This is a genomic window from Acidovorax sp. JHL-3 (assembly GCF_000526295.1).
GTDB classification, from domain to species: domain Bacteria; phylum Pseudomonadota; class Gammaproteobacteria; order Burkholderiales; family Burkholderiaceae_C; genus Acidovorax; species Acidovorax defluvii.
On the sequence record NZ_JAFU01000001.1, the window covers coordinates 740,947 to 764,900 of the forward strand.

Genomic DNA, 23,954 nt, shown 5'->3' on the forward strand with positions numbered 1-23,954 from the left:
CAGGGCATTGTTGCGCCGGCTGTTAATCTCTCAAATAATTCAATATCAATGTTTACTTGACGTTTTATGCAAGTGAAACCACCTGCGTCGCGCGTCGCGATCCCACCGCCCACCAAACACCGCGCCGTGCTGGGCCAGCTCAGCGACATGGACCTGCGCCTGCTGCAGGTGTTCAAGGCCGTGGTGGAGTGCGGCGGCATGTCGGCCGCCGAGCTAGAGCTGAACATCGGCACCAGCACCGTCAGCCGCCACATGAAAGACCTGGAAACCCGCCTGGGCCTCACGCTGTGCCGCCGGGGTCGGGCGGGTTTTGCCCTCACGGCCGAAGGCCAGCGCGTTTACGACGAAACCCTGCGGCTGCTGTCGGCCGTGGAGGCGTTTCGCAGCAGCATCGACGACATCCACCGCCGCATGGGCGGGCGCCTTGAGGTGGCGGTGTTCGACAAGACCGCCAGCAACCCGGCCGCGCACATTGGCGACGCCATTGCGCTGTTTGCCAGCCAAGCGCCCGAGGTCAGCCTACAGATGCATGTGGCGTCGATCCCGGCGATCGAGCGCGGGCTGATCGATGGCAGCTTCCATGTGGGCATCATCCCGGCGCACCGCACCTCGCAAAGCCTGGTCTACGCCGACCTGTTTGCCGAAACCATGCTGCTGTACTGCGGCGCGCGCCACCCGCTGTATGGCACGGACCATGCCGCGCTGACCTGGGAATCGCTGCGCGCCTACCAGTTTGCCGGGCTGGGCTACCACTCACCCAACATGGAGCTGAGCCACAGCACCCGCCTGCCGCGCAAGGCCACGGGGTTTGACCAGGAGTCGATTGCCACGCTCATCCTCTCGGGACGCTACCTGGGCTTTCTGCCCGACCACTATGCCGAGGCCTTCGAGCGCCAGGGCCAGATGCAGGCCGTGCAGCCTGCTCAGTTCTTCTACCGCTGCCAGTTCGTCAGCGTGCTGCGCAAGTCGCCCCAGCCGACCCGCGCTGCGCAGGCGTTTGCGCAGTGCCTGCTGGATGCGCATGGTTGATGGGCAGGCGGCCTTGCGCGCACCCTGCGGCAGGCGGCAGAATGCAGGCTGTAGTTGCAACTTTGTGTAAGGCGTTCCATGGTATCCCTGTCTTCGATTGGCAGTTCCGGCTTGCAGGCCGCCCAGTTGCGGCTGGATGCCTCGGCCAACAACGTGGCCAATGCCAACACCCCCGGCTACCGCCGCCTGTCTGTGGCGCAGCAAGCCGTGGCCGACAGCGCGGGCGTGCGTGCCACGGTGGAGCGCGAGGCCAACGAAAAAGGGGTGGCGCTGGAGCAGGAGGCCGTAGAGCAGATGTCGGCCACCTATGCTTTCAAGGCCAGTCTGCAAACCATCAAGACACAAGACCAGATGCTGGGTTCGCTGCTCGATGTGAAAGCCTGAAAGCACAACAAACCCACCTGCCCAGGTGCCCTGACATGCCCCACCCGATGGGGCTTTTTATTGGACGGATGACGCCAAAACAGGCGATACCACGGGCCCGTCGGGCCCGGCTTTTCAAATCCGGCGCGCACCGCCTGCACAGCCCCTCGGCACGCCGAAAGAAAGCACCGACGCCACGCTTTGGCGCCTTACAGCCCCAGCGCCTGAAACAGTTGCTCTGCCCGCGCCGTCGCCTCGGCGGTCATCTGCATGGGGCGGCCCCACTCGCGCTGCGTCTCGCCGGGCCACTTGTTGGTGGCGTCCATGCCCATCTTGCTGCCCAGGCCGCTCACGGGCGAGGCGAAGTCCAGGTAGTCGATGGGCGTGTGCTCCACCATCATGGTGTCGCGCGCCGGGTCCATGCGGGTGGTGATGGCCCAGATGACGTCCTTCCAGTCGCGCACATCTACATCGGCGTCCACCACCACGATGAACTTGGTGTACATGAACTGGCGCAGGTGGCTCCACACGCCCATCATCACGCGCCGCGCATGGCCCGCGTAGGCCTTGCGGATGCTCACCACCGCCATCCGGTAGCTGCAGCCTTCGGGCGGCAGGTAAAAGTCCACGATCTCGGGAAACTGCTTTTGCAGCAGCGGGATGAACAGCTCGTTCATCGCCAGGCCCAGCACGGCGGGCTCGTCGGGCGGTTTGCCGGTGTAGGTGCTGTGGTAGATCGGGGCCTTGCGCAGCGTGATGCGGTCGATGGTGAGCACGGGGAACTCGGCGCACTCGTTGTAGTAGCCGGTGTGGTCGCCATACGGCCCTTCCAGCGCGTGCTGCCAACCGCTGGCATGTTTGGCGTCGGGCTGGATATGGCCTTCGAGCACGATCTCGGCTGTGGCGGGCACGGTGAGCGGCAGACCCAGCGCGGGCGTGACCTCGGTGCGTGCGCCGCGCAGCAGGCCCGCGAACTGGTATTCGCTCAACGAGTCGGGCACGGGCGTGACGGCACCCAGCAGCGTGGCCGGGTCGGCGCCCAGCGCCACGGCCACGGGGTACGGCTTGCCGGGATTTGCAGCGCAGTGGTCGGCAAAATCGAGTGCGCCGCCCCGGTGGGCCAGCCAGCGCACGATGACCTGGTTGCGCCCAATCACCTGCTGGCGGTAGATGCCCAGGTTCTGCCGCGCCTTGCGTGGTCCGCGCGTGATGGTCAGGCCCCAGGTGATGAGCGGTGCCACGTCGCCCGGCCAGCAGTGCTGCACGGGCAGGCGGGCCAAGTCCACATCGGGGCCTTCCCACACCTCTTGCTGGCAGGGTGCACCCCGGCCCACGGTGTGCGGCGCCATGTTCCACAGGGTCTTGAGCAGCTGGCCCATGCCCAGCATGTCCTTGAAGCCCTTGGGCGCCTCGGGCTCCTTGAGGGTAGCGAGCAGTTCACCCAAGGCGCGCACACCACGCAGGTCGGGCACACCCATGGCGCGGGCCACGCGCCCGGTGGTGCCAAACAGGTTGGTGAGCACCGGCATGTGGTGGCCCGTGGGCTGCTCGAACAGCAGTGCCGGGCCGCCCGCGCGCAGCACGCGGTCGCTCAGGGCGGTCATCTCCAGGTGCGGCGACACGGGCTCGTGCACACGGCGCAGTTCGCCTGTGGCTTCGAGCTGGGCCATGAAATCGCGCAGGTCGCGGTAAGCCATGGGGTTCCAGAGGTTTTGAGTGAAATTGACCGCTAGCGCTTATGGGATAAGCGCTAGCAGCTATGAATCAAGGAGCATCCAGCTCCAGGCCCTGCCAGCGCGGTGCAAGCTGGTGGTCTACGTCAATGAGGTCCAGCACCCGGGCCACGCTGTGGTTCACCACATCATCCACCGTTTGCGGGCGCAGGTAAAAGGCGGGCAGCGGTGGGCACACGATGCCGCCCATCTCGGTGACGGCAACCATGTTGCGCAGGTGGGCGAGGTGCAGCGGCGTCTCGCGCACCATCAGCACCAGGCGGCGGCGCTCTTTGAGCATCACGTCGGCCGCGCGCGTCAGCAGGTTGTCGGCCAGGCCATGGGCAATGGCCGCCAGCGTGCGCATGGAGCACGGCGCCACCACCATGGCATGGCACTGGAACGAGCCGCTGGCAATCGCGGCGCCCACGTTGTTCACGTCATGCACCTGGTGCGCAAGGGCCTGGGCGGCCGGGCGCTCCATGCCCAGCTCATGCTGCAGGTTGCGCCAGCCTGCGTCAGAGACAACCAGGTGCGTCTCGATGCCGGGCAAGCCCCGCAGCACCTGCAGCAACCGTGCGCCATACACGGCGCCGCTGGCACCCGATATGGCGACGATGATGCGACGGGTGCGCACCGGCTCAGCCATGCGGGGCCATCTCGGCGGCGCTGGCGCGCAAGGGCTCAGCCTGCTGGTCGGCCTCTACCTGCTCCAGCACCAGGGCGGCCTGCGCGGGGTCAAAATCTTCGTGGGTGCGTTTTTTCACGCCGTATTGCTGCAGCTGGTAATGGCGGTCGGCCGCAATGCCGTGGCGCGCCAGCGTGCTTTTGACGCACACCAGCGGGCAGCCATCGAGTGCAATGATGGGGCGGCCCGAGCGCACGATCTTCATGAGGTGCGGCACATCACCGCCCACCCCGGCGATGCACGACATCTCGGCCACGCCGCGTCGATCAAGCTGCAGCGCCACATGGTTGGCCAGTTGCGCGGCGCTGGAGCAGCCCGAGCACGAATAGACCAGCGGACGGGGGTCGGCCGCGCGGTTCATGGCCGGGTACCCGGATAGAGCGGATCGGCACCCGAGGCGCTGTGTGCGGACCGGGCGCCAGGGCGCAGTGCCGACAGGCGCGCCAGCACCTGGCGCGGCGCCCACTGCTGCAGGTCAAGCACGGGCAGCTCCAGCGCGTCGAGCGTGTTTTTGACGACCAAACCCAGCTCGGTGTCGCCTTCCATGACCAGGCGGCGGTTGAAGAACAGCGTGTCGGGGTCCTGCTGGCGCTGCGCGAGCAGCACAAAGTCATGCGCCGAGGCGCTGATGCAGAGGTCGGCTTCGGCGTGGCGCGCGCGCGGGGCAAAGGCACCGCCGGTCCAGGTGAAGTCGAAGGTGACCCCGGCATCGCGCACATGGATGCGCAGGCGCTTGTTCAGCAGCATGTCGCCCACATCGCGCGGCAACTGGCGCGCCACGCCCAGGTTGAGCGCCGTGACCAGCAGCAGCGAGCCCGGAAACGCCGGCAGGCGCGACGTGAACGCCGCCACGGGAGAGGGCAGGACGAAGGGGGCCGGGGGCGTGGTGGAAGCGTTCATGGTTTTTCCTGTTCAAGCAGCGGCGCGCACGCTGCGGGGCGGTGCAACGCGCTGCCAGAAACTAACAATTTGATAGCAATAAATCCAATATCGTAGAGCGATAGAGGCTATTTTTACAATAAAAAGACGCTGAACACCCCCCGGAGATGCGCTGCGCGCGAGGGACTCGTTCAGCGTTGCCCGCAAACCAAAGCCGCCAGCCCGGCGCTTGCTGGCGCCGCTGCGGTGACGGGGGAGCAGGCCGGCCATGGCGTTCAGGCCGCTGCCAAGGCCTCGGACTCGACCAGGTCCAGGCCGGGACGGCCATGCCAGTAGCCGTTGCAGCTTTGCTCAGGCATGAGCGGCTGAAGCTGGGCGCGGGCATCGCGCGGGGCCAGGCTGCCTTTGCGCACGGCGTCAAACAGGGCCACGATCTCGCCCGTGTGCTGCGCCTGGGGGCTGATGCGCGCCACGGCCACGCCCATGCGCTGCATGCGCGGCAGTTCGTCAATCAGGTTGTGCACGCGGGCCGACTGCGTCTGGATGCCGTTGAGCACCAAGAACTCCTCGCTCTCGCGGGTCTTGAGCATCAGGCCGTCGGGGTGGTCCAGGCAGCTGAACTGGCAGTCGTCCTTGGGCAGGTTGCGCTGGCGCGCGGTAAAGCAACGCGCCGAAAACGCCAGCGCCATGCGGCCATAGGCAAACACCTCGGTCTGCAGGTTTTGCGGGCCGTTCTGGATCAGGGCGGAGAGGTCTTCGTGCTTCATCTCCAGCGGTGCCACCCAGCGCGTGGCGCCCAACTGGGCCAGCCACTGCAGCGAGGGCTGGTTGTAAATGTTCAGGTGCAGGCCACCCACAAAAGGGCGCTTGCCCGACAGGCGCTGCACGGCGCCCATGTCGTTGGCCTCGATGAGGTAATCGGGGTTGGCCGTCACCTTGTGCATGGTGCTGACTTCCACGCCCGATTCGAGCAGCACCTGGGTGGACAGCACGGCCTCCTTGCCAGCAGAGCGCATCAGGTCGGCGATGTCGAGCCAGTCCGAGAGGCGCAGCTCCTTGCGGCGCGAGCACACGGTTTCACCCAGGTAAACGATGTCCACCGGCGACGCCGCCATGGCCTCGTAGAAGTCGAAATAGGTCTGGCGCGGCCAGTAGTACTGCGGCGCACCCAAAGAGAGCTTGATCATGTTCGTCATTTCCAGGGGCGGTGGTAGGCGCCCAGGGTGTGCTGCTGGCCTTCGGCCACCTGGTCGAGGCTGGCCATCCAGGCGGTCTTGGGGGCGTAGCGCAGCGGGTCGGCCAGGCAGTTGTCGATGGCGTCGCGCCACACCTTGGTAACCTGCGCCACATAGGCGGGGCTGCGCTGGCGGCCTTCGATCTTGACGGCGCGAACGCCCATCTTGATGAGTTTTGGCAGCAGTTCGAGGGTATTGAGGCTGGTGGGTTCTTCGATGGCGTAGTAGTTTTCGTCCTCGCCCACGTCAAAGCGCCCCTTGCACAGCGTGGGGTAGCCCGCGTTTTCGCCGGGGGCGTAGCGGTCGATGAGCACACCGCCCAGGCGCGATTCGAGCCCCTTGGGCGTTTCCTGCCAGCGCACCGACTTGGCGGGCGAGCACACTCCGTGGGTGTTGGGCGACTCGCCCGTCACGTAGGACGACAGGGCGCAGCGCCCCTCGACCATCACGCACAGGCTGCCGAAGCCGAACACCTCGATCTCCACCGGGGTGGCGTCGATCACGCGCTGCACCTGCTCCATCGACAGCACGCGCGGCAGCACCGCGCGCACGATGCCGAACTGCTCGCGGTAGAAGTTGATGGCGTCGGCACTGGTGGCCGAACCCTGCACCGACAGGTGCAGGCGCAGCTTGGGGTGGTGCTGCGCGCCGTATTGCATGAGACCGGGGTCGGCCAGGATGACGGCGTCCACCCCCATGTCCACGGCCTTGTCCATGGCCGCACGCCACGGCGCGGGGTTGGCGGCCTGCGGGTAGGTGTTGAGCGCCATGAAGACCTTGCAGCCGCGCTCGTGCGCGTACCGGATGCCGTTGGCGATGGCTGCTTCGTCGAAGTTGAGCCCGGCGAAGTTGCGCGCGTTGGTGGCGTCGCGCAGGCCCAGATAGACGCAGCTTGCGCCGTTGTCCACCGCCGCCTTCAGGGCGGGCAGGCTGCCAGCGGGGCAGACAAGTTCAAAGCCAGACGCCGCAGGGGGCGCCGCAATCGGGTTCAGGGATTCCATCACAAGCAATCAATAGCCGGCTCCGGGCTTGGAGCCACGGCACTGGTGGCCACATTACCGGTCCAGGGCCGGGTGGGGGCTGATCTGAGTCAATTGCAGCGCACAATGCCAGACAAACGCAGTCGGACTTTGATGCAGGCCATGCCCCGGTGCCGCCGACACTGCCGTGCTGAGCCCCTTCATCCACCCCCTCTCCATCGCCCTCCCGCCGTGAACAAAAACCTGTGGCTGCTGGCCCTCTGCCAGGGCCTTTTCCTGACCAACAACGTCGTTTTCATCGGCATCAACGGCCTGGTGGGCCTGCAGCTGGCACCGTTTGGCTGGATGGCCACGCTGCCCGTGATGGCCTATGTGGTGGGCGGTGCGCTGTCCACCCCGCTGGTGGCGCGCAGCCAAGCGAGCTGGGGGCGGCAGGTGTCGTTCCAGATCGGGCTGGCCGTGGCGGTGGCGTCAGCGGCGCTGTGCGCCTGGGCGGCCTTCACTGCCAATTTCTGGGTGCTGTGCACGGCCACGCTGGTGGCGGGTTACTACAGTGCCAACGGCCAGCTTTATCGCTTTGCGGCGGCCGAACTGGCAGCCACCGATTACCGGGAAAAGGCCGTTTCACTGGTGCTGGCCGGTGGCCTGCTGGGCGCCATTGCCGGCCCCAACCTGGCCAGCGCCACGCGCACGCTATTTCCCGCAGCGTTTGCGGGCGCCTATGTGGCGCTGATGGCGGTGGCGCTGCTGGCCATGGCGTGCATGGCCGCCATCCGTTTCGAGGCGCCGCCGCAGGTGCTCAACGCGGCGGGCCAGCCCGCCCGTGGCCGGCCCTTGCCTGAGCTGATGCGGCAGCCTGCCTTCCTCGTGGCCGTGCTGGGCGCCGCCCTGGGCTATGGCGTGATGAACCTGCTGATGGCCGCGACCCCGCTGGCCATGCAGGTGTGCGGCTTCGCTTTTGATGACGCGGCGCTGGTGCTGGAGTGGCATGTGATCGGCATGTTTGCGCCGGGCTTCTTCACGGGCCACCTCATCAAGCGCTATGGCATGCTGCCCATCATGGGGGCGGGCGTGCTGCTGAACCTGGCCTGTGTGGCCGTGGCGCTGATGGGGGTGGAGCTGCACCACTTTGGCATTGCGCTGTTCATGCTGGGGGTGGGCTGGAATTTTCTGTTCACCGGCAGCACCGCGCTGGCCATGACGGCCTACCGCCCCGAAGAAAAGGACCGCGCCCAGGCGGCCCTGAACTTCTGCGTATTTGCCACGCTGGCGGTGAGCTCACTGTTTTCGGGCGTGCTGGTCACCACGCAGGGCTGGACGCTGCTCAACTACGGCTCGCTGGCGCCCATTGCGATCACTGGGGCAGCCTTGCTGTGGCTGGCGTTGCACCGGCGCCGGGTGCAGGCCGCCTGAGGGCCAGAACCCGGCGGTGGGTGAACGCGCCAACACCGCGCTCCGGGCGCTGGGCCACGAACCGCCGACCGCCATTTGCATTGATTGCTATCAATAAAATAGCTATTGGCGCTTTACACGCAAGGGCTATAGCCTGTTTTTAACAAAATCCGGCCAACCCGCCGCATCCTGTCAATCCACGGCGGGGCAGTGCTGCAGCAGCCACTGGCGCAACAGGGCAAACACCGGGTCGGCCAGTTCGGGGCTTTCGTTGAACAGCTCATGGAACAAAGGCTCAAAGCCATGCGACTGCACCACGCCCCGGGGCGCCGCCGCAGCAAACGCCCGGCTGCCAGCGGGGTTGACCAGCTTGTCTGCACCGGCCCACATCAGCAGGGTGGGCACGCTCCAGTGCGCGGCACGCGCCACGGTGGCGGGGCCGCCGTCGGCGATGAACCGGGCCAGGCGGGCGCTGATGCGGTCGTGGCACAGCGGATCTGCCAGGTAGGCGGCCACCACGGCCGGGTCGTGCGAAAGGTATTGCGCATCGAGCCCGTTGCCCACGCGCAGGTTGGGCAAGATGCGCGGCAGCGTGGCCAGCAGCAGCTTTTGCACGGCATTGAGGCCCGGGTCCAGCGCGGGCGACGAGAGCACCAGCGCATCCACCGGCCGCAGGTGCATCGACACGAACCGCGCCGCGACCAGCCCCCCCATGCTGTGGCCCAGCAGCACCAGCGGCTGGCCGGGCGCCATGCGGGCCCGGGTGGCATCCACGATGTCCGCCAGATCATCCAGCAGGCGCATCGCGCTGGTCAAGCCGCCGCGCGGACCGCCCGACTCGCCATGGCCATACTGGTCATAGCCCCGCACGGCAAAGCCCCAGGCATTGAGGCGCCGTGCCACATCGTCGTAACGCCCCACATGCTCGCCCAGGCCATGCACCAGCAGCACGGTGCCGCGGGATGCGCCCTCCAACAGCGGCCAGTCCTGGACCGCCAGGTTCTCGCCATCTGCCGCGGTGAAGGTGGTCAGGGTGCTCAAGGTGGAAACAACGGTGTCAGACATGGGTCGGGCAAGGTTTGAGGGCAGCGCGGGCCACATGGACCGCACGCGTAACGGTGAAAAAACCCGCAGATTGCGGGGAAAGCTTGAGCGTCGGGGCCAGCGCTGCGCGCGCTGCCCTGCCAGCGGTTCAGACGGCGGGCTCCGATGCGGCCTGCTGTGCCATGGCGCCGATCACCTGCGCCACCGAGGCGGTGAGGCGCTTGGCATAGGGCACATGCAAAAACTCGTTGGGGCCATGGGCGTTGCTCTTGGGGCCGAGCACGCCGCACACCATCATCTGGGCCTTGGGAAAGCCTTCGCTGAGCATGTTCATCAGCGGGATGGTGCCGCCCTGGCCGATGTAGCCGCACGGCGCGCCGAAATGGGCCTGCGAGGCCGCGTTGAGCGCCTGCTCAAACCACGGTGTGGTGGCCGGGGCGTTCCAGCCCGTTGCGCCGCCACCGCCGTCGAACGTGACCCGGGCCTGGTAGGGCGCGTTGTCTTCGAGCAGGGTTTTGAGCTCTTGCACGGCCTGGGCGGCATCCACCAGCGGAGGCAGGCGCAGGCTGAGCTTGAAGGCCGTGTAGGGGCGAAGCACGTTGCCGGCGTCCTGCAGCGCAGGAAAGCCTTCGGCGCCGGTGACGCTGAGCGTGGGCTCCCAGGTGCGCTTGAGCAGTGCCCGCAGCGGGTCGGTGGTGGTGGGCAGCGCAAATTGGGTGGAGCCACCGCAGTCGTAGTGCGCCCAGGGAAAGCGCTTGTACACCTCTTCTCCCAGGATGGTGGCCGTGGCGCGGGCCTGGGCAAGGCGGGCGGCGGGCACTTCGCAATGGAAGCTGGCGGGCAGCAGGCGGCCAGTGGCGCTGTCTTCGAGCCGGTCGAGCACCTGGCGCATGATGCGAAACGACGACGGCACCAGGCCCGAAGCATCGCCCGAGTGGATGCCTTCGGTGAGGATCTCGACCTTCAGCGTGCCGCTGGCCATGCCGCGCAGGCTGGTGGTGAGCCACAGCTGGTCGTAGTTACCGGCGCCGCTGTCCAGGCAGATCACCAGCCCCACATCGCCCAGGCGGGTGCGGAGGGCGTCGATGTAGGGCAGCAAATCGCGCGAGCCGCTTTCCTCGCAGGTTTCGATGAGGCCGACGATGCGCGGGTGCGGCACGTTCTGGCGCTTGAGTTCCTGCACGGCGGCAATGCTGGCATACACGGCGTAGCCATCGTCGGCACCGCCGCGTCCGTAAAGCTTGCCGTCTTCGTATTTGGGCGTCCAGGGGCCCAGGTCGCTGCGCCAGCCGGAAAACTCGGGTTGCTTGTCGAGGTGGCCATACATCAGCACCGTCTGGGTGGCGGCGGCCTCGGTGGACTCGATCTCGAAGAAGAGCACCGGTGTGCGGCCGGGCAGGCGCACGACCTCCAGGCGCAGACCGGCCACTTTTTGCGCCTCGACCCAGGTGGCAGCATTGCGCACCACGGTATCGAGCAGACCCAGCTGCGCCCAGTCGGGGGCAAAGGTGGGCGACTTGGCCGGAATGGCGATGTATTCGGTGAGCTGGCGCAGGATGTCGTCATCCCACGCCTGGCCGACCCGCTCCAGTGCCAGCGCAGGTTGAAGGATTTGGGAGGGGACTCGGGCGTTCATGGGCGGGCTCCAGCGGCAATTCGAAAACCGCATTCGACCACAACGCGCCCTCGGGCGCCACGGTTCACGGGGAGACGCCTGGGACGGCCCCGGATTGATCCCTCAGCCTACCGCGGCCCAATGGCGCGTCGGCCCCCTGCGCCACGCGATACCGCTGTCGGCGCTCACTCGCTGCAGCAAGGCCCATGACACCGATCGCCATCGGGAAAGCCGCTGCGTGCCAGACAAGGCTCCATGGCCCGCCAGGGCAGGCACTTTTCTTCAGCGCGGCATTCGCGAAGTCGCGCAACAGTGCAGTGGCGCCGACGCTTTGGATACATGCCCTACGGATATTGGGACAAAAATGGCTCTTGCGCTTATCCAGAAAGCGTCAATAGCTATTATTTATATAGCAAAAAATCCTGTCAGAATTTGCCCCGTCGTGGCGCTCAGGCGTGCTCGAAATGAAACACCGCCGTGCCCGCCCGTGCGTTGGGACACCAACGGACCGCGCGCCCGTTCTGCAGGCCGAACGAATCAATCATCCGCAGCTGGTTTTTGAGCGCGAGCACCTCAAAGTCCTTGTAGGTGCCCACACGGATATTGGGCGTGTCATACCACTGGTAGGGCAGGCGGCGCGTGACCGGCATGCGCCCGCGCAGCACCGACAGGCGGTTGGGCCAGTGCGCGAAGTTGGGGAACGCGACGATGCCGGTGCGGCCCACGCGCGCGGTTTCGCGCAGCATGACTTCGGCGTTGCGAAGGTGCTGCAGGGTGTCGATCTGCAGCACCACGTCGAATGAGTTGTCGCCAAACATGGCCAGGCCTTCGTCGAGGTTGAGCTGGATGACGTTGACGCCCCGGCGCACACAGGCCAGCACGTTGGCATCGGCAATCTCGATGCCGTAGCCACTGCAACCCCTGCTGCGCTGCAGGTAGTCGAGCATGCTGCCGTCGCCGCAGCCCAGGTCAAGCACGCGCGAGCCTTCGGGCACCAGGCGCGCCAGGGCTTCCATGGTGGCTTTCTCGGTCATGCCAGCTCCTTTGAAATGCTATCGAAATATGAGCTTACGACACCCATGTAGCGGGCGTCATCGAGCAAAAAGGCATCGTGCCCGTGGGGTGCATCGATCTCCGCGTAGCTCACGCTGCGGCGGTTGTCGAGCAGCGCCTTGACGATCTCGCGCGAGCGCTTGGGCGAAAAGCGCCAGTCGGTGGTGAAGCTAACCAGCAGAAATTTGGCCGTGGCGCGCGCCAGGGCCTGGGTGAGGTCGCCACCAAAGGCGCGCGCGGGGTCGAAGTAGTCGAGCGCACGTGTGATGAGCAGGTAGGTGTTGGCGTCGAAGTATTCGCTGAACTTGTCGCCTTGGTAGCGCAAGTAGCTCTCGATCTGGAATTCGATGTCCTGTGTAGAGTATTTGAGATCCAGACCCTCTCTGAGCTGGCGACCGAACTTTTCGTTCATCACGTCGTCGCTCAGGTACGTGATGTGGCCGATCATGCGGGCGATGCGCAGGCCGCGCTTGGGGATCACGCTGTGGCGGTAAAAGTGTCCACCGTGGAAGTCGGGGTCGGTGACGATGGCGCGGCGCGCCACCTCGTTGAAGGCGATGTTCTCGGCCGTGAGGTTGGGTGCGCTGGCCACCACCACGGCATGGCGCACGCGTTCGGGGTATTGCAGCGTCCACGAGAGGGCCTGCATGCCCCCCAGGCTGCCGCCGAGCACGGCGGCGAGTTGCGTAATGCCCAGGCGGTCGAGCAGGCGGGCTTGGGCGTGGACCCAGTCTTCCACCGTGACCACGGGGAAATCCGCGCCGTAGACCTCGCCGGTGTCGGGGTGCAGGTGCATCGGGCCGGTGGAGCCGAAGCACGAGCCCAGGTTGTTCACGCCGATGACAAAGAAGCGGTTGGTGTCCACCGGCTTTCCCGGGCCGATCATGTTGTCCCACCAGCCTTCGCTCTTGTCCTGGCCTTCGTACACACCGGCCACGTGGTGCGAGGCGTTGAGCGCGTGGCACACCAGCACGGCATTGGAGCGGTCGGCATTGAGTTGGCCGTAGGTCTCGAAAGCGAGGTGGTAATCGCGGATGGAGGCGCCGCTTTGCAGCGGCAGCACCTCCGGAAAATGCATGGTCTGGGGCGTGGCAATGAACGACATAAAAAAACCCGGCATCGCTAAAAACGAGGCCGGGCAGTGTCGGACGGGTCTTTAGCAGAATTTATAAAGCGCCCGCAAGCTGTAGCAAATCGGCGCGTAGCGCAAATATACCAAAAGGTCGCCTTGCGGCCACCCCGCACGGTCACACCGGCGCAAAGATCGCCACCAGCCCAAGGACCAGAAAAATGACCGCGGACACACCGTGCACCACACGAATGGGCACCAGGCGTGTGATGCGGTCGCCCAGCCAGACCACGGGCGCATTGGCCAGCATCATGCCCAGCGTGGTTCCAGCCACCACCCACAGATAGGCGTTGTATTGCGCCGCCAGCATGACGGTAGCAATCTGCGTCTTGTCACCCATCTCGGCCAGGAAAAAGGCCACCAGCGTCGTCCCAAAAACGCCCCAGCGCGGCGCGCCGTCGGCATCGCCTTCATCGAGCTTGTCCGGAATCAGCATCCACACCGCCATGGCGATGAACGAAGCGCCCAATATCCAGCGCAGCACCTGCGGCCCCACCACCGCGGTCACCCAGGCGCCCACGGCACCCGCCAGCCCGTGGTTGGCCAGCGTGGCGACCAGAATGCCCAGAACGATGGGCCAGGGCTTTCGGAAACGCGCGGCCAGCACCAGCGCCAGCAACTGGGTCTTGTCACCCATCTCGGCAAGGGCGACGATGGCGGTAGAAACAAAAAAGGCTTCCATGGGGAGGGGTTATCCAATCCGGCCGGATGGGTGGTGAACGCATTGACTGCACGCCAACTCCGGCCAATGGATCGGCATGCAGTCAATGGTCTCGCCCAGCTCATTGCAAGCCGCATGCGCCATAGGCTGTGAGAGCCCAAGTGTGTTGACGCATGCCCCCGGCGCTGCGTGCGGCCGGACGGGCTACTCCCCAAAGACCGGGCGATTTTAGTGCAACGCGTTCACGGGTCGCGCTGGCATCACCGACAACGCTGCCTGCCTTCAAAAAACCCCCTTGGAAATAAATATCCACGCGGCGCAGAAAAGTGATTAATAATGGCTTCGCTTTTCTGCAATGCAGGAAAGTAGTTAAGTTAGCGGTGATTGGTCAGTTTCGCGTCTTTGAAGTCGTCACAGGTTTGTTGATTGCGTCGGACTCCCATCGCGTTTTCATGTTTTTCTAGGAGTCCTTCATGGGCAACAAACTTTACGTGGGCAATCTGCCCTATTCCTTCCGCGACGAAGACCTGCAGCAGACATTCAGCCAGTACGGCTCGGTCGGCAGCGCCAAGGTCATGATGGAGCGCGACACCGGCCGCTCCAAGGGTTTCGGCTTTGTCGAAATGGGCAGCGATGCTGAAGCCCAGGCTGCCATCCAAGGCGTGCATGGCACCAACTTCGGCGGCCGTGACCTCGTGGTCAACGAAGCCCGTCCCATGGAGCCACGCGCTCCACGTAGCGGCGGCTTCGGCGGCGGCAGCGGTGGTGGCGGCGGCTACGGTGGTGGCGGCGGCGGTGGTGGTTACGGCGGTGGCCGCAGCGGTGGCGGCGGTGGTGGTGGTTACGGCGGTGGCCGTAGCAGCTACTAAGACCGTCAAGGCAGGTGCTTGCACCTGCTGCCGGCAAAACAAGGAGCCTTTGGGCTCCTTTTTTTATGGCTGCAGCATTGCTGCCACAACAGCCAAAGGCACTTGCCTTTTTACAAGAACTATGAGAAAAATTGCCGCTGCGGGGTTTTCTCGCCTTCAAGTTTGCGGTGATCCGTCAGTTTCGCGCATAGGGCGTCATTGAGATTAGCTGGTTGCGTTTTCTGGACTCCATCGCTTTTTCCATGTGTTTTTGAGGAGTCCCGTGATGGGCAACAAACTGTATGTGGGCAACCTGCCGTACTCGGTACGTGACAGCGATCTGGAGCAGGCTTTTGGCCAATTTGGCTCAGTGACGAGCGCCAAGGTCATGATGGAGCGCGACACCGGTCGATCCAAAGGCTTTGGCTTCGTCGAAATGGGCAGCGATGCCGAGGCGCAGGCTGCCATTCAGGGCATGAACGGCCAGCCGTTGGGAGGCCGCGGTATCGTCGTCAACGAAGCGCGCCCCATGGAGCCCCGTCCGCCCCGCAGTGGCGGTGGGTTTGGTGGCGGTGGCGGCGGTGGTGGGTACGGTGGCGGAGGCCGCAGTGGTGGTGGAGGCGGCTATGGCGGCGGTGGCGGCGGTGGATACGGAGGTGGCCGTGAAGGCGGCGGCGGTGGCTATGGAGGTGGTGGCCGAGGTGATGGTGGCGGCTATGGTGGCGGCGGTCGCAGTGAAGGCGGCTTTCGCAGCCCCTATGGCACGGGTTCACGCAATGGCGGCGGCAGCGGTGGCCGCAGCGGCGGCGGTGGTGGCTACGGTGGCGGCAACGGCTACTAAACCACTCACCCACAGGTTTTCTTGAGACAAGCCCCTTCGGGGGCTTTTTTCATGGCCAAGGGTTTGGAAAAATCAGGCTGCCTTGTTGAAAAAATGTCGGCACCCGGCACGCCATCGCATGACAGGCTTGACCCCGCCCTTCGGGCTATTGCACCTCACCCTGGCGGTGCTTGCGCGGGCGGCCTGCCAACAATTGGTCGAACAGCGCGTTCGGTAGCATGCGCAGCAGCCCGGCGACGATGCCCATCTGCCAGGGAATGACCCGGTGGCGTGCACCTGCGGCAATGGCGTTGAAAGCACGGTCTGCAAATTCATCGGCCTGCATCAGGAACGGCATGGCGTAGCGGTTCTGGCGGGTGAGCGGCGTGTCGATATAGCCGGGCGAGAGGGTGACCACACGCACCCCATGCGGGCGCATTTCGCCACGCAGGCTCTCGCAATAGCTGATGACCGCCGCTTTGCTGGCGCAGTAGGCCCCATGCCCGGGCAAGCCTCGAACTCCCGCCACGCTGGCAATACCCACCAGGGTGCCGGACCGGCGTTGCACCATGCCGTCCACAAACGGCTGGAAGGTGGCCGCCATGCCGATAGTGTTGGTGGCAAAGGTGCGCGCCATGACCTCAATATCTGCGCCAATGGCGGTGTCCATGCCCACACTGATGCCGGCGTTGGCAATCACCACATCGGGCAGCCCCTGGCGTGCCTTGCAATCCTGGCCCGCCGCCATGATGCTTACGGGCACGGATACATCCGCACTATAAATTTCATAGCTATCAGCGCTTATCTGTTGGGCGCTAGCCCATGATTTAATCTCAGATGTGCGCCGCGCCACCAGCGCCAGGCGATAGCCTTGCCGATGAAAACGCAGGGCCAGCGCCTGGCCGATTCCACTGGAGGCGCCGGTAATGAAGACGAGTGGTGCAGTCATGGGGCGGCTTCGGCGCTGTGCGCGACTTATCGCGACGCAGCAGGCATCAGAATGCCACGCACACGCCCGCGCAATTGCAGCACCTGGTCAAGGTGGTCGTATTCCATGGCGTCGGCCGTGAACCGGTCGTTGCCACGGATGAGGACGACCGGCTGGTCTGACCGCACACGCTCGGTTTGTGTGAAGGCGTGCAGGAATTCACCACGGAACTCCAGGCGCGGTTGCGCCGTGCCAGCGCCTCCCGGTATCGCCTCGCGCGTGACCACCGCATTGCCAAACAACTGCACTTCCGAGCCATCGGCGTTGCTCAGGGCGCGATCGGCCGTGGCCAGGGTCACAAGACCCTGCGGCGTCACCGATCGCATGTGGACTTTGTCGACCTCCAGGGTGTCCGTGTCGGGATAATGCCGCCCCATCTCGCCCTTGATTTCGCTTTGCATCCGCCCCGTGGCATCAAAGCTCTTGACCGAAAAGAGCTTCATGAAATAGTCGGGCTGGTGTGGATTGCTGGGCCCGGCCGCTGCGGCAATGGGCGCGGGGGCATTGCGCACCAGCCACCAGGTGCCCAGCGCGAGCATCCCCATGAGGATGATCGGGAGGTAAAGTGAAAACTTTTCCCAGCCTTGGCGCAGCACGGGAGTCATTGCGTGTAGTCCGCCAGCAAGGCTGCATAGCGGCCACTGGCCACCAGCAGCAGATCACAGAACTCGCGCGCAGCCCCTTCACCGCCACGCGCCACGGTGGTGTGGTGCGCTGCATGGCGCGCTTCCACATGGGCATTGGCGGGGGCGCAGGCCAGGGCGCAGCGGCGCATGACGGGCAGATCGGGCCAGTCGTCACCCATGGCAGCCGCCTGCGACCATGAAAGCCCCAGGCTCGCCAGCATCTGCTCGGCCGCGGGGCGCTTGTCTTCGGTGCCGAACACGGCATGCTCGACACCCAGCGCCTTCAGGCGCAGGCGCAACGGGGCCGAATCGCGGCCAGTGATCACGGCCGGGGTGATGCCGGCCTTCTGCAGCAACTTCAGGCCGTGACCGTCCAGGGTGTTGAAGCGCTTGAGCGTTTCGCCCGCTTCGCTGAAATACAGGCCGCCGTCGGTCAGCACCCCGTCCACATCGAAAAAGGCCACGCGCACGCCCTGGGCCTGCAGCAGCAGCACGGGATCGAAGCTGAGCGCCGGGCTGCTGTCGGCTGCTGAAAATGAAGGGGGGATGGCGCTCATCAGATCACCTTGGCCCGCATCAGGTCGCGGATATGGACCACGCCTTCCAGCGTTCCGTTCGCGCCCACCACCAGCACGCTGGTGATGCCGTGGGTCTCCATCATTTCGGCGGCATTGACCGCCAGGGCGTCGGGTGCAATGCGGCGGGGCGTGGCGTGCATGACCTGGGCGGCCGTGGCCGTGCGCAGGTCGGCGCCCGCTTCGATGCGGCGGCGCAAATCGCCGTCGGTAAAGATACCCAGCACCTGCCCCGCGCCATCCACCACTGCGGCGGAGCCCAGTCCCTTGGCACTCATTTCCCGCATCAGTTCGCTGAAAGAAGCTTCGGGCAAGACGCGAGGGACGGCATCGCCGGAACGCATGACATCGCTCACATGCGTCAGCAGTTTGCGGCCCAGGGCGCCGCCGGGATGCGAACGGGCAAAGTCCTCCGGCCGAAAACCCCGCGCATCGAGCAGGACCACGGCCAGGGCATCGCCCATCGCCAGCTGGGCGGTGGTGCTGGCCGTGGGTGCCAGGTTCATCGGGCAGGCCTCGCGCTCCACGCTGCAGTCGAGCGTGAGGTCTGCGTGGCGGGCCAAGGTGGAGTTCAGCCCGCCCGTCATGGCGATCAGGGGCACGCCCAGACGCTTGAGCACCGGCAGCAGCGCCGTGAGTTCGCCACTTTCGCCGCTGTTGGAGATGGCCAGCACCAGATCCTGGCCGGTCACCATGCCCAGATCACCGTGGCTGGCCTCGGCGGGGTGCACAAAAAAAGCCGGCGTGCCGGTGGATGCCAGCGTGGCCGCAATCTTGCGTCCGATATGGCCGCTCTTGCCCATTCCCATGACCACCACGCGCCCGGTGGTCTGCAAAACCCGCTGCACCGCCTGCACAAACCGGGCATCCACGCGGGCAGCCAACCCCCTCAGGGCAGACGCCTCGATGTCAAACGTTTCCCGCGCCAGGTGCAGGGCCTGATCCGGATCAAGAGTGGAATGGGTGGCGGGAGTCATGCGCGGATTCTATCGACCGGGGTGCATGGGCTCGGATAGCATTGGTAGATGTCCTCACTCGCGCTGACCTTGCTTTACCTACTGGCCGCGGTGTTGGGCGTGGTGGTGTGCCGCAGCCTCAAACTGCCGCCGATGCTGGGGTATCTTGCTGCGGGCGTGCTGATCGGGCCCCATGCGCTGGCACTGGCCCAGAACTCGGAGGGTGTGCGCCATCTGGGCGAGTTCGGGGTGGTATTCCTGATGTTTGCCATCGGGCTGGAGTTCAGCCTGCCCAAGCTGCGCGCCATGCGCCGCCAGGTGTTTGGCCTGGGGCTGGCGCAGGTGGTGCTGAGCATGCTGGTGGTCACGGGGCTGGCGCTGGCGCTGGCGCACCTGGTGGGTGGTGTGTGGGAGATGGGCTGGCAGTCGGCGCTGGCGCTGTCGGGCGTGCTGGCCATGAGCAGCACGGCCATCGTCGTCAAGCTGATGGCCGAGCGCTCCGAGCTCGAAAGCGAACATGGCCGCCGCGTGATGGGCATCCTGCTGTTCCAGGACCTTGCGGTGGTGCCCCTGCTGATTCTGATTCCGGCGCTCAGCTCGTCGCCCGACCGCCTGCTGACGGCCCTGGGGCTGGCGCTGCTCAAGGCCGCCGTGCTGGTGGGCCTGCTGCTCACGGGCGGCCAGCGCCTGATGCGCTGGTGGCTCACGCAGGTGGCCCGGCGCAAGAGCGACGAGCTGTTCATGCTGAACCTGCTGCTGATCACGCTGGGGCTGGCGTGGCTGACCGAGCTGGCGGGCCTGAGCCTGGCGCTGGGCGCCTTCATTGCGGGGGTGCTGGTCTCGGAGACCGAATACCGGCACCAGGTGGGCACCGACATCCGCCCGTTTCATGACGTGCTGCTGGGCCTGTTTTTCATCACCATCGGCATGATGCTGGACTGGCACATTCTGGTGGACCGCTGGGCGCTGGTGCTGGTGCTGATCACGGTGCCGCTGCTGCTCAAGCTGGTGCTCATCCTGGCACTGGCGCGCAGCATGGGCGCCACCACCGGGGTGGCCTTGCGCACCGGCCTGTATCTGGCGCAGGCGGGCGAGTTCGGCTTTGTGCTGCTGTCGCTCACGCTGGAGAACGGGCTGGTGCAGCCAGCACTCATGAACCCCATTTTGGCGGCCATGGTGCTGTCGATGCTGGCCACGCCGTTTCTCATCATGTACAGCAATCGCATCGTGATGAAGCTGGTGGCGAGTGACTGGCTGCAGCAGTCACTGCAGATGACCACCATCGCACGCAAGTCCATCAACACCAGCAAACACGTGATCATTTGTGGTTTTGGCCGTTGCGGGCAAAACCTGGCCCGGATGCTGGAACGCGAGGGCATTCCCTACATGGCGCTGGACCTGGACCCCGACCGCGTGCGCCAGGCCGCCGCTGCCGGAAACTCCGTGGTCTATGGGGATGCCACACGCCTTCAGGCGCTGATGGCAGCTGGATTGGTGCGCGCCAGCGCGGTGGCCGTGACCTACCTGGATGTGCCGTCGGCGCTCAAGGTGCTGGCCAACACGCGCGCCCATGCGCCGCATGTGCCCGTGGTGGTGCGCACACAAGATGATCTGCACCTGGACAAGCTGCAGGCCGCCGGTGCGGCCGAGGTGGTGCCCGAAGCCATCGAAGGCTCGCTCATGCTGGCCAGCCACGCGCTGGCGCTGGTGGGCGTGCCCATGCGCCGGGTCTTGCGGCTGGTGCAGGACCAGCGCGATGCACGCTACAACCTGCTGCGCGGCTACTTCCATGGGGCCGACGACGACACCGTGAACGAGCGCGACCAGGAGCGCCTGTCTACCGTCACCCTGCCGGTAGGGGCCAAGGTCATTGGCCAGCCGCTGGGTGGGCTGGCGTTGCCCGCCATGGGCGTGCGGGTGGTCAATTTGCGGCGGGGCGACGGCCACCCGAGTGCCGCCGTGGCCGAAGCGCTGCTGGCGGCGGGGGACACACTGGTCCTCTCGGGGCACCCGGCCGCACTGGCGCTGGCCGAGGACAAGCTGCTGCAGGGGTAACAAGGCACCTCCCCATGAGGCGCAGCACGGCGTCCCAGGCCGGGGGGGGTATCCATTGCAGCGGTCAGCAATAATTTTGAAGAAATACGGTCAAACGCTTATCCAACAAGCGCCTATAGCTATTATTTATATAGCGACTCAACAGGCCCTGGACGTCCGAAAAGATATCCCTGAAAACTGCGGCAGCCGTTGCGCAATAAAAAATCGAGCTGCCCCGGGGTCTCGACCCCCTCTGCCACCACCTTCAGCCCCAGGCTATGGGCCAGCGCCACAATGGTGCAGGCAATGGCCGCGTCGTTGGGGTCGGTGAGCACGTCGCGCACAAAACTCTGGTCGATCTTGAGCTGGTCGAGCGGCAGGCGCTTGAGGTAGCCCAGCGATGAATAGCCCGTACCAAAATCGTCCAGCGAAAAGCCCACACCCAGGGTGCGCAGGGCCTGCATCTTGAGGATGCTGTCCTCCACGTCGTGCAGCATCAGGCTTTCGGTCAGCTCCACCTTCAGCCGACTCGGGTCGGCGCCAGACTCTTGCAAGATTTCCAGCACCTGCGGCACAAAATGGGGGTGCCGGAACTCCTTGGCGCTGACGTTCACCGACACGCTCCAGCCAGCGGTGCGGGGTATGGCCGCCCACAGCGCCAACTGTTCACATGCCAGCCGCATGACCAGCCGCCCCAACGGCAGGATCAGCCCGGTCTGCTCGGCCAGCGGAATGAACTCGCCGGGCGAAACCATGCCGCGCTGCGGATGCATCCAGCGCACCAGTGCCTCTGCGCCCATCACCTCGCCCTGCTCGTTCACCACCGGCTGGTAGTGCAGCAGAAACTCGTTGCGCTGCAGCGCCAGCCGGATATCCCCCTCCAGCGCCGACCGCGCGCTGGCGGCGGCCTGCATGGCGGGGTCAAAGAAGCACAGCGTATTGCGCCCCTGGACCTTGGCCTGGTACATGGCCAGGTCCGCACGCTGAAGCAATTCGTGCACCGACTGCTGCGCGTCCCGAAACAGTGCGATACCGATGCTCGGCGTGCTGTGAATCTCGCGTTTGTCCACCTGAAAAGGTTCGTTCAGCGATGCGATGACCTTCTGGGCAATCGCTTCGGCCTCGACGGCGGCCTCAGGCTCCACGCTGTGCAGGTGCTGGAGAATCAGCACAAACTCATCACCCCCGAGGCGGGCCACGGTGTCCACAGACCGCACACCGGCCTGCAAGCGCTCCGCCACCTGAACCAGCAGGCGGTCTCCCCATTCGTGACCGAACGTGTCGTTGATGGCCTTGAAGTTGTCCAGGTCCAGAAACAGCAGGGCGCCGTGGCACTCTTCGCGCGCGCACAGTTGGGCCGCCTGCGCGAGCCGGTCCAGCAACAGCCGGCGATTGGGAAGCCCTGTGAGCTCGTCATAAAACGCGAGCCGCTCAATCTCGGCCTCGGCCTTCTTGCGTTGGGTGATATTGCGTGCAATGCCGCGATACCCGGTAAACCGGCCTTCGGCATCAAAGATGGGTTCGCCACTGATGGATACCCAGATGGGCGTGCCGTCGCTGCTGGTGCGCCGCATCTCGAAGTCATGAAAGACCTCATGGGCCTGCAGCTGCTGGCGGTGCTTGCTCCATTGCCCGGGCGCCACCACGGCGTCGGGCAGTTCCCAGCGGGTCAGGCCGTATTGCGATTCATCCGGGATATCCCGATCACGCTCTGCGCTGCCGTCGAACCGGACAAACCGGAAGTCGGCATCCTGCTCCCAGTACCAGTCCGAAGAAAGATGGGTAAGGCTGCGCCAGCGCGCCTCGCTCTCCCGCAGCGCCTGCAGTGTGCCCAGGTAATCGGTCACATCGGAAAAAGTGCGCACGCGCCCACCGGCCTCGAGAAGCCGTGTGCGCACCTCCAGAAACCGCCCCGCGCGTGTTTTGCGGATATAGGTTTCGGGCACGCTGGGGCCATCTGCGCGCCACGAGTGATCCGATGCCACATACGCCCGTGCGGACGGCTCGATCAACTCGAACCCGGGTCCGAAATCACCCCGCCCAGTCTGAAACCGCACCACCTCTTCCACGGTCGGCTGCGTTGCGAGCAGTTCTTCGGGCAAATCCAGCAGTTCAAGATAACGCCGGTTGTAGACACGGATGTGCCCGGTGGCATCCACGCTGGTGATGCCCTGGGAAACGCTGGCCAGCGTGCCTTCCAGCGCACGGGTTTTTTCGGCCAGCAGCGCACTGGTGCGCGCCAGCTGGGACTCGACTTCGCTGCGCGCCAGCTCGGCCCGGCGGGCCAGCTCCAGATGCCCCACCGTGTTGAGCAACGGCTGCAGAAATTGCACATCTGCCTGCGAATACCCGCCGGGGCGGTTGGCCAGCCCGACCATGGCGACAAACGCCCCTGCGGCATGGATGGGCAGGCCCAGATAGCTTTCAAGGGCGGGATGCCCCGGCGGCACCCCGGTGCTGCGCTGATCGGTGCCGGGGTCATTGCTGATGACGGGCTCACCCGTCAAAAGCACCGCACCCATCAGGGTGTGCAGGTTGTCAAAGACCATTCCCTCCTGGGCATGCTGCGCATATTGGGCGCGCGAAGCGACATCCCAGCTGATGTCGGTCATGGCATGCACGCGCAAGAATGGCTGCCCCTCGGGCTTGTGCTGCACCTGCCCCACCAGCCCGAACGCGCTGCCGGTGAGCGCCATCAATTCCTGCAGCACCGCCTCAAACGCGGCGCGAGGCGACGAGCCGGCAATGAAGATGGTCTGGGCTTGTGTGATGGCCTGCAGCAAGCGGTGCTGGCGTGCCAGCATGGCCTCGGCGCTCTGGCGCGCCCGGGCGCCCGTGCTGCGTTCCAGCACCGCCTGAATCTGCGCCGGAAGCGCCAGCAGATGGTCCCGCTGCGGGGTCTGCACGAGAAAGTCACAGAAGCCATGCCGCATGGCGTGTGCCGCCTGCGCCTCTTCTCCCTCCGGCACGATGAGCAGGGCGGGCACGTTGTCAAGCAGTTCCAGCACGTCAAAGGCAGTGCCATCCACCACGCGCCGCACCGTCAGCACCACATCGGTCTGCTGGCGGGACAGCACAGGGCGGGCGTGGGCCAGCGAAGGCGCCACCTCGACCGTCCAGTCCAGCCAGGGATCGACCAGCACACCCACCACTGCCTGCGCGTGGGCACAATCATCATCGATCAAGAGGACTGAGATGGGCATGGGTCAATCCGATGCGCGGACCGCAGGTAGACCAAACGCCGCCCGCGGAACAGGGAGAAACAACATTTACCCATTATGGGGTGGACGGGGGCAGCGCTGATAGGTGTTTCTGGCACGCACATCC

22 protein-coding genes and 1 riboswitch are annotated in these 23,954 nt (G+C 65.4%); of the genes, 6 read left to right on the top strand and 16 right to left on the bottom strand.

What is annotated here, in order from left to right:
- The first annotated feature begins 66 nt into the window (after positions 1-66).
- Complete coding sequence (locus K226_RS0103370; RefSeq protein WP_202899872.1) at positions 67-1,029, top strand: LysR family transcriptional regulator; 963 nt, start codon at positions 67-69, stop codon at positions 1,027-1,029.
- 78 nt (positions 1,030-1,107) lie between these two features.
- Positions 1,108-1,413, top strand: a complete 306-nt coding sequence (locus K226_RS0103375) for a flagellar basal body protein (protein ID WP_024813462.1) — start codon at positions 1,108-1,110, stop codon at positions 1,411-1,413.
- A 188-nt stretch (positions 1,414-1,601) separates the two neighbouring features.
- Here the strand turns inward: K226_RS0103375 and ubiD are convergent, their stop codons facing one another.
- The 6 genes from ubiD to K226_RS0103405 form a co-directional block, all read right to left on the bottom strand.
- Entirely contained in the window at positions 1,602-3,089 is a 1,488-nt protein-coding gene (gene ubiD / locus K226_RS0103380) for a 4-hydroxy-3-polyprenylbenzoate decarboxylase (RefSeq protein WP_024813463.1), read from the bottom strand.
- Positions 3,090-3,156: 67 nt separating this feature from the next.
- A complete protein-coding gene (locus K226_RS0103385; RefSeq protein WP_024813464.1) occupies positions 3,157-3,753 on the bottom strand; it encodes a UbiX family flavin prenyltransferase in 597 nt (198 codons plus the stop codon).
- The gene (locus tag K226_RS0103390) at positions 3,746-4,153 is read right to left on the bottom strand and encodes a putative zinc-binding protein (RefSeq protein WP_024813465.1); all 408 of its coding nucleotides are present in this window, start codon (positions 4,151-4,153) and stop codon (positions 3,746-3,748) included. Before K226_RS0103390 ends, K226_RS0103385 begins: the two co-directional genes overlap by 8 nt.
- Positions 4,150-4,692: an SCP2 domain-containing protein gene (locus tag K226_RS0103395; protein ID WP_024813466.1), complete on the bottom strand. Its 543-nt coding sequence runs from the start codon at positions 4,690-4,692 to the stop codon at positions 4,150-4,152. Before K226_RS0103395 ends, K226_RS0103390 begins: the two co-directional genes overlap by 4 nt.
- A 254-nt stretch (positions 4,693-4,946) precedes the next feature.
- Positions 4,947-5,855: a U32 family peptidase gene (locus K226_RS0103400; RefSeq protein WP_024813467.1), complete on the bottom strand. Its 909-nt coding sequence runs from the start codon at positions 5,853-5,855 to the stop codon at positions 4,947-4,949.
- 8 nt (positions 5,856-5,863) lie between these two features.
- Positions 5,864-6,907, bottom strand: coding sequence for a peptidase U32 family protein (locus tag K226_RS0103405; RefSeq protein ID WP_024813468.1), 1,044 nt, complete (start codon positions 6,905-6,907; stop codon positions 5,864-5,866).
- Between the two features lie 210 nt (positions 6,908-7,117).
- On the opposite strand from K226_RS0103405, the gene K226_RS0103410 reads away from it, so the two are divergent.
- Positions 7,118-8,299: an MFS transporter gene (locus tag K226_RS0103410; RefSeq protein ID WP_024813469.1), complete on the top strand. Its 1,182-nt coding sequence runs from the start codon at positions 7,118-7,120 to the stop codon at positions 8,297-8,299.
- Positions 8,300-8,470: 171 nt separating this feature from the next.
- On the opposite strand, the gene K226_RS0103415 is transcribed toward K226_RS0103410, so the two are convergent.
- The 5 genes from K226_RS0103415 to K226_RS0103435 form a co-directional block, all read right to left on the bottom strand.
- Entirely contained in the window at positions 8,471-9,343 is an 873-nt protein-coding gene (locus K226_RS0103415; protein ID WP_024813470.1) for an alpha/beta hydrolase, read from the bottom strand.
- A gap of 127 nt (positions 9,344-9,470) precedes the next feature.
- The gene (locus K226_RS0103420) at positions 9,471-10,958 is read right to left on the bottom strand and encodes a M20 family metallopeptidase (protein ID WP_024813471.1); all 1,488 of its coding nucleotides are present in this window, start codon (positions 10,956-10,958) and stop codon (positions 9,471-9,473) included.
- A 428-nt stretch (positions 10,959-11,386) separates the two neighbouring features.
- Positions 11,387-11,971 (bottom strand): methionine biosynthesis protein MetW, encoded by a 585-nt coding sequence (gene metW / locus K226_RS0103425; RefSeq protein WP_024813472.1) that lies wholly within the window; start codon positions 11,969-11,971, stop codon positions 11,387-11,389.
- On the bottom strand, positions 11,968-13,095 hold the full coding sequence (locus K226_RS0103430) for a homoserine O-acetyltransferase (RefSeq protein ID WP_024813473.1): 1,128 nt from the start codon (positions 13,093-13,095) through the stop codon (positions 11,968-11,970). The genes metW and K226_RS0103430 overlap by 4 nt, the downstream gene beginning before the upstream one ends.
- A gap of 142 nt (positions 13,096-13,237) precedes the next feature.
- Positions 13,238-13,801: a TMEM165/GDT1 family protein gene (locus K226_RS0103435; RefSeq protein ID WP_024813474.1), complete on the bottom strand. Its 564-nt coding sequence runs from the start codon at positions 13,799-13,801 to the stop codon at positions 13,238-13,240.
- A gap of 20 nt (positions 13,802-13,821) precedes the next feature.
- Positions 13,822-14,005, bottom strand: a riboswitch (yybP-ykoY riboswitch).
- A 248-nt stretch (positions 14,006-14,253) separates the two neighbouring features.
- On the opposite strand from K226_RS0103435, the gene K226_RS0103440 reads away from it, so the two are divergent.
- Complete coding sequence (locus tag K226_RS0103440; RefSeq protein WP_024813475.1) at positions 14,254-14,649, top strand: RNA-binding protein; 396 nt, start codon at positions 14,254-14,256, stop codon at positions 14,647-14,649.
- Between the two features lie 265 nt (positions 14,650-14,914).
- A complete protein-coding gene (locus K226_RS0103445) occupies positions 14,915-15,469 on the top strand; it encodes an RNA-binding protein (RefSeq protein WP_024813476.1) in 555 nt (184 codons plus the stop codon).
- A 145-nt stretch (positions 15,470-15,614) separates the two neighbouring features.
- Here K226_RS0103445 and K226_RS0103450 read toward each other — a convergent pair whose 3' ends face one another.
- From K226_RS0103450 to K226_RS0103465, 4 genes are read right to left on the bottom strand one after another with little or no spacing between them, the layout of a single operon-like run.
- On the bottom strand, positions 15,615-16,397 hold the full coding sequence (locus K226_RS0103450; protein WP_024813477.1) for an SDR family oxidoreductase: 783 nt from the start codon (positions 16,395-16,397) through the stop codon (positions 15,615-15,617).
- A gap of 26 nt (positions 16,398-16,423) precedes the next feature.
- Entirely contained in the window at positions 16,424-17,041 is a 618-nt protein-coding gene (gene lptC, locus K226_RS0103455) for an LPS export ABC transporter periplasmic protein LptC (protein ID WP_024813478.1), read from the bottom strand.
- A complete protein-coding gene (locus K226_RS0103460) occupies positions 17,038-17,619 on the bottom strand; it encodes an HAD family hydrolase (RefSeq protein ID WP_024813479.1) in 582 nt (193 codons plus the stop codon). The genes lptC and K226_RS0103460 overlap by 4 nt, the downstream gene beginning before the upstream one ends.
- On the bottom strand, positions 17,619-18,614 hold the full coding sequence (locus K226_RS0103465; RefSeq protein ID WP_024813480.1) for an SIS domain-containing protein: 996 nt from the start codon (positions 18,612-18,614) through the stop codon (positions 17,619-17,621). Before K226_RS0103465 ends, K226_RS0103460 begins: the two co-directional genes overlap by 1 nt.
- 48 nt (positions 18,615-18,662) lie before the next feature.
- Here K226_RS0103465 and K226_RS0103470 point away from each other — a divergent pair, with 48 nt between their 5' ends.
- A complete protein-coding gene (locus K226_RS0103470; protein WP_024813481.1) occupies positions 18,663-20,648 on the top strand; it encodes a monovalent cation:proton antiporter-2 (CPA2) family protein in 1,986 nt (661 codons plus the stop codon).
- A 122-nt stretch (positions 20,649-20,770) separates the two neighbouring features.
- Here the strand turns inward: K226_RS0103470 and K226_RS0103475 are convergent, their stop codons facing one another.
- A complete protein-coding gene (locus tag K226_RS0103475) occupies positions 20,771-23,830 on the bottom strand; it encodes an EAL domain-containing protein (protein WP_024813482.1) in 3,060 nt (1,019 codons plus the stop codon).
- Between the last annotated feature and the right edge of the window lie 124 nt (positions 23,831-23,954).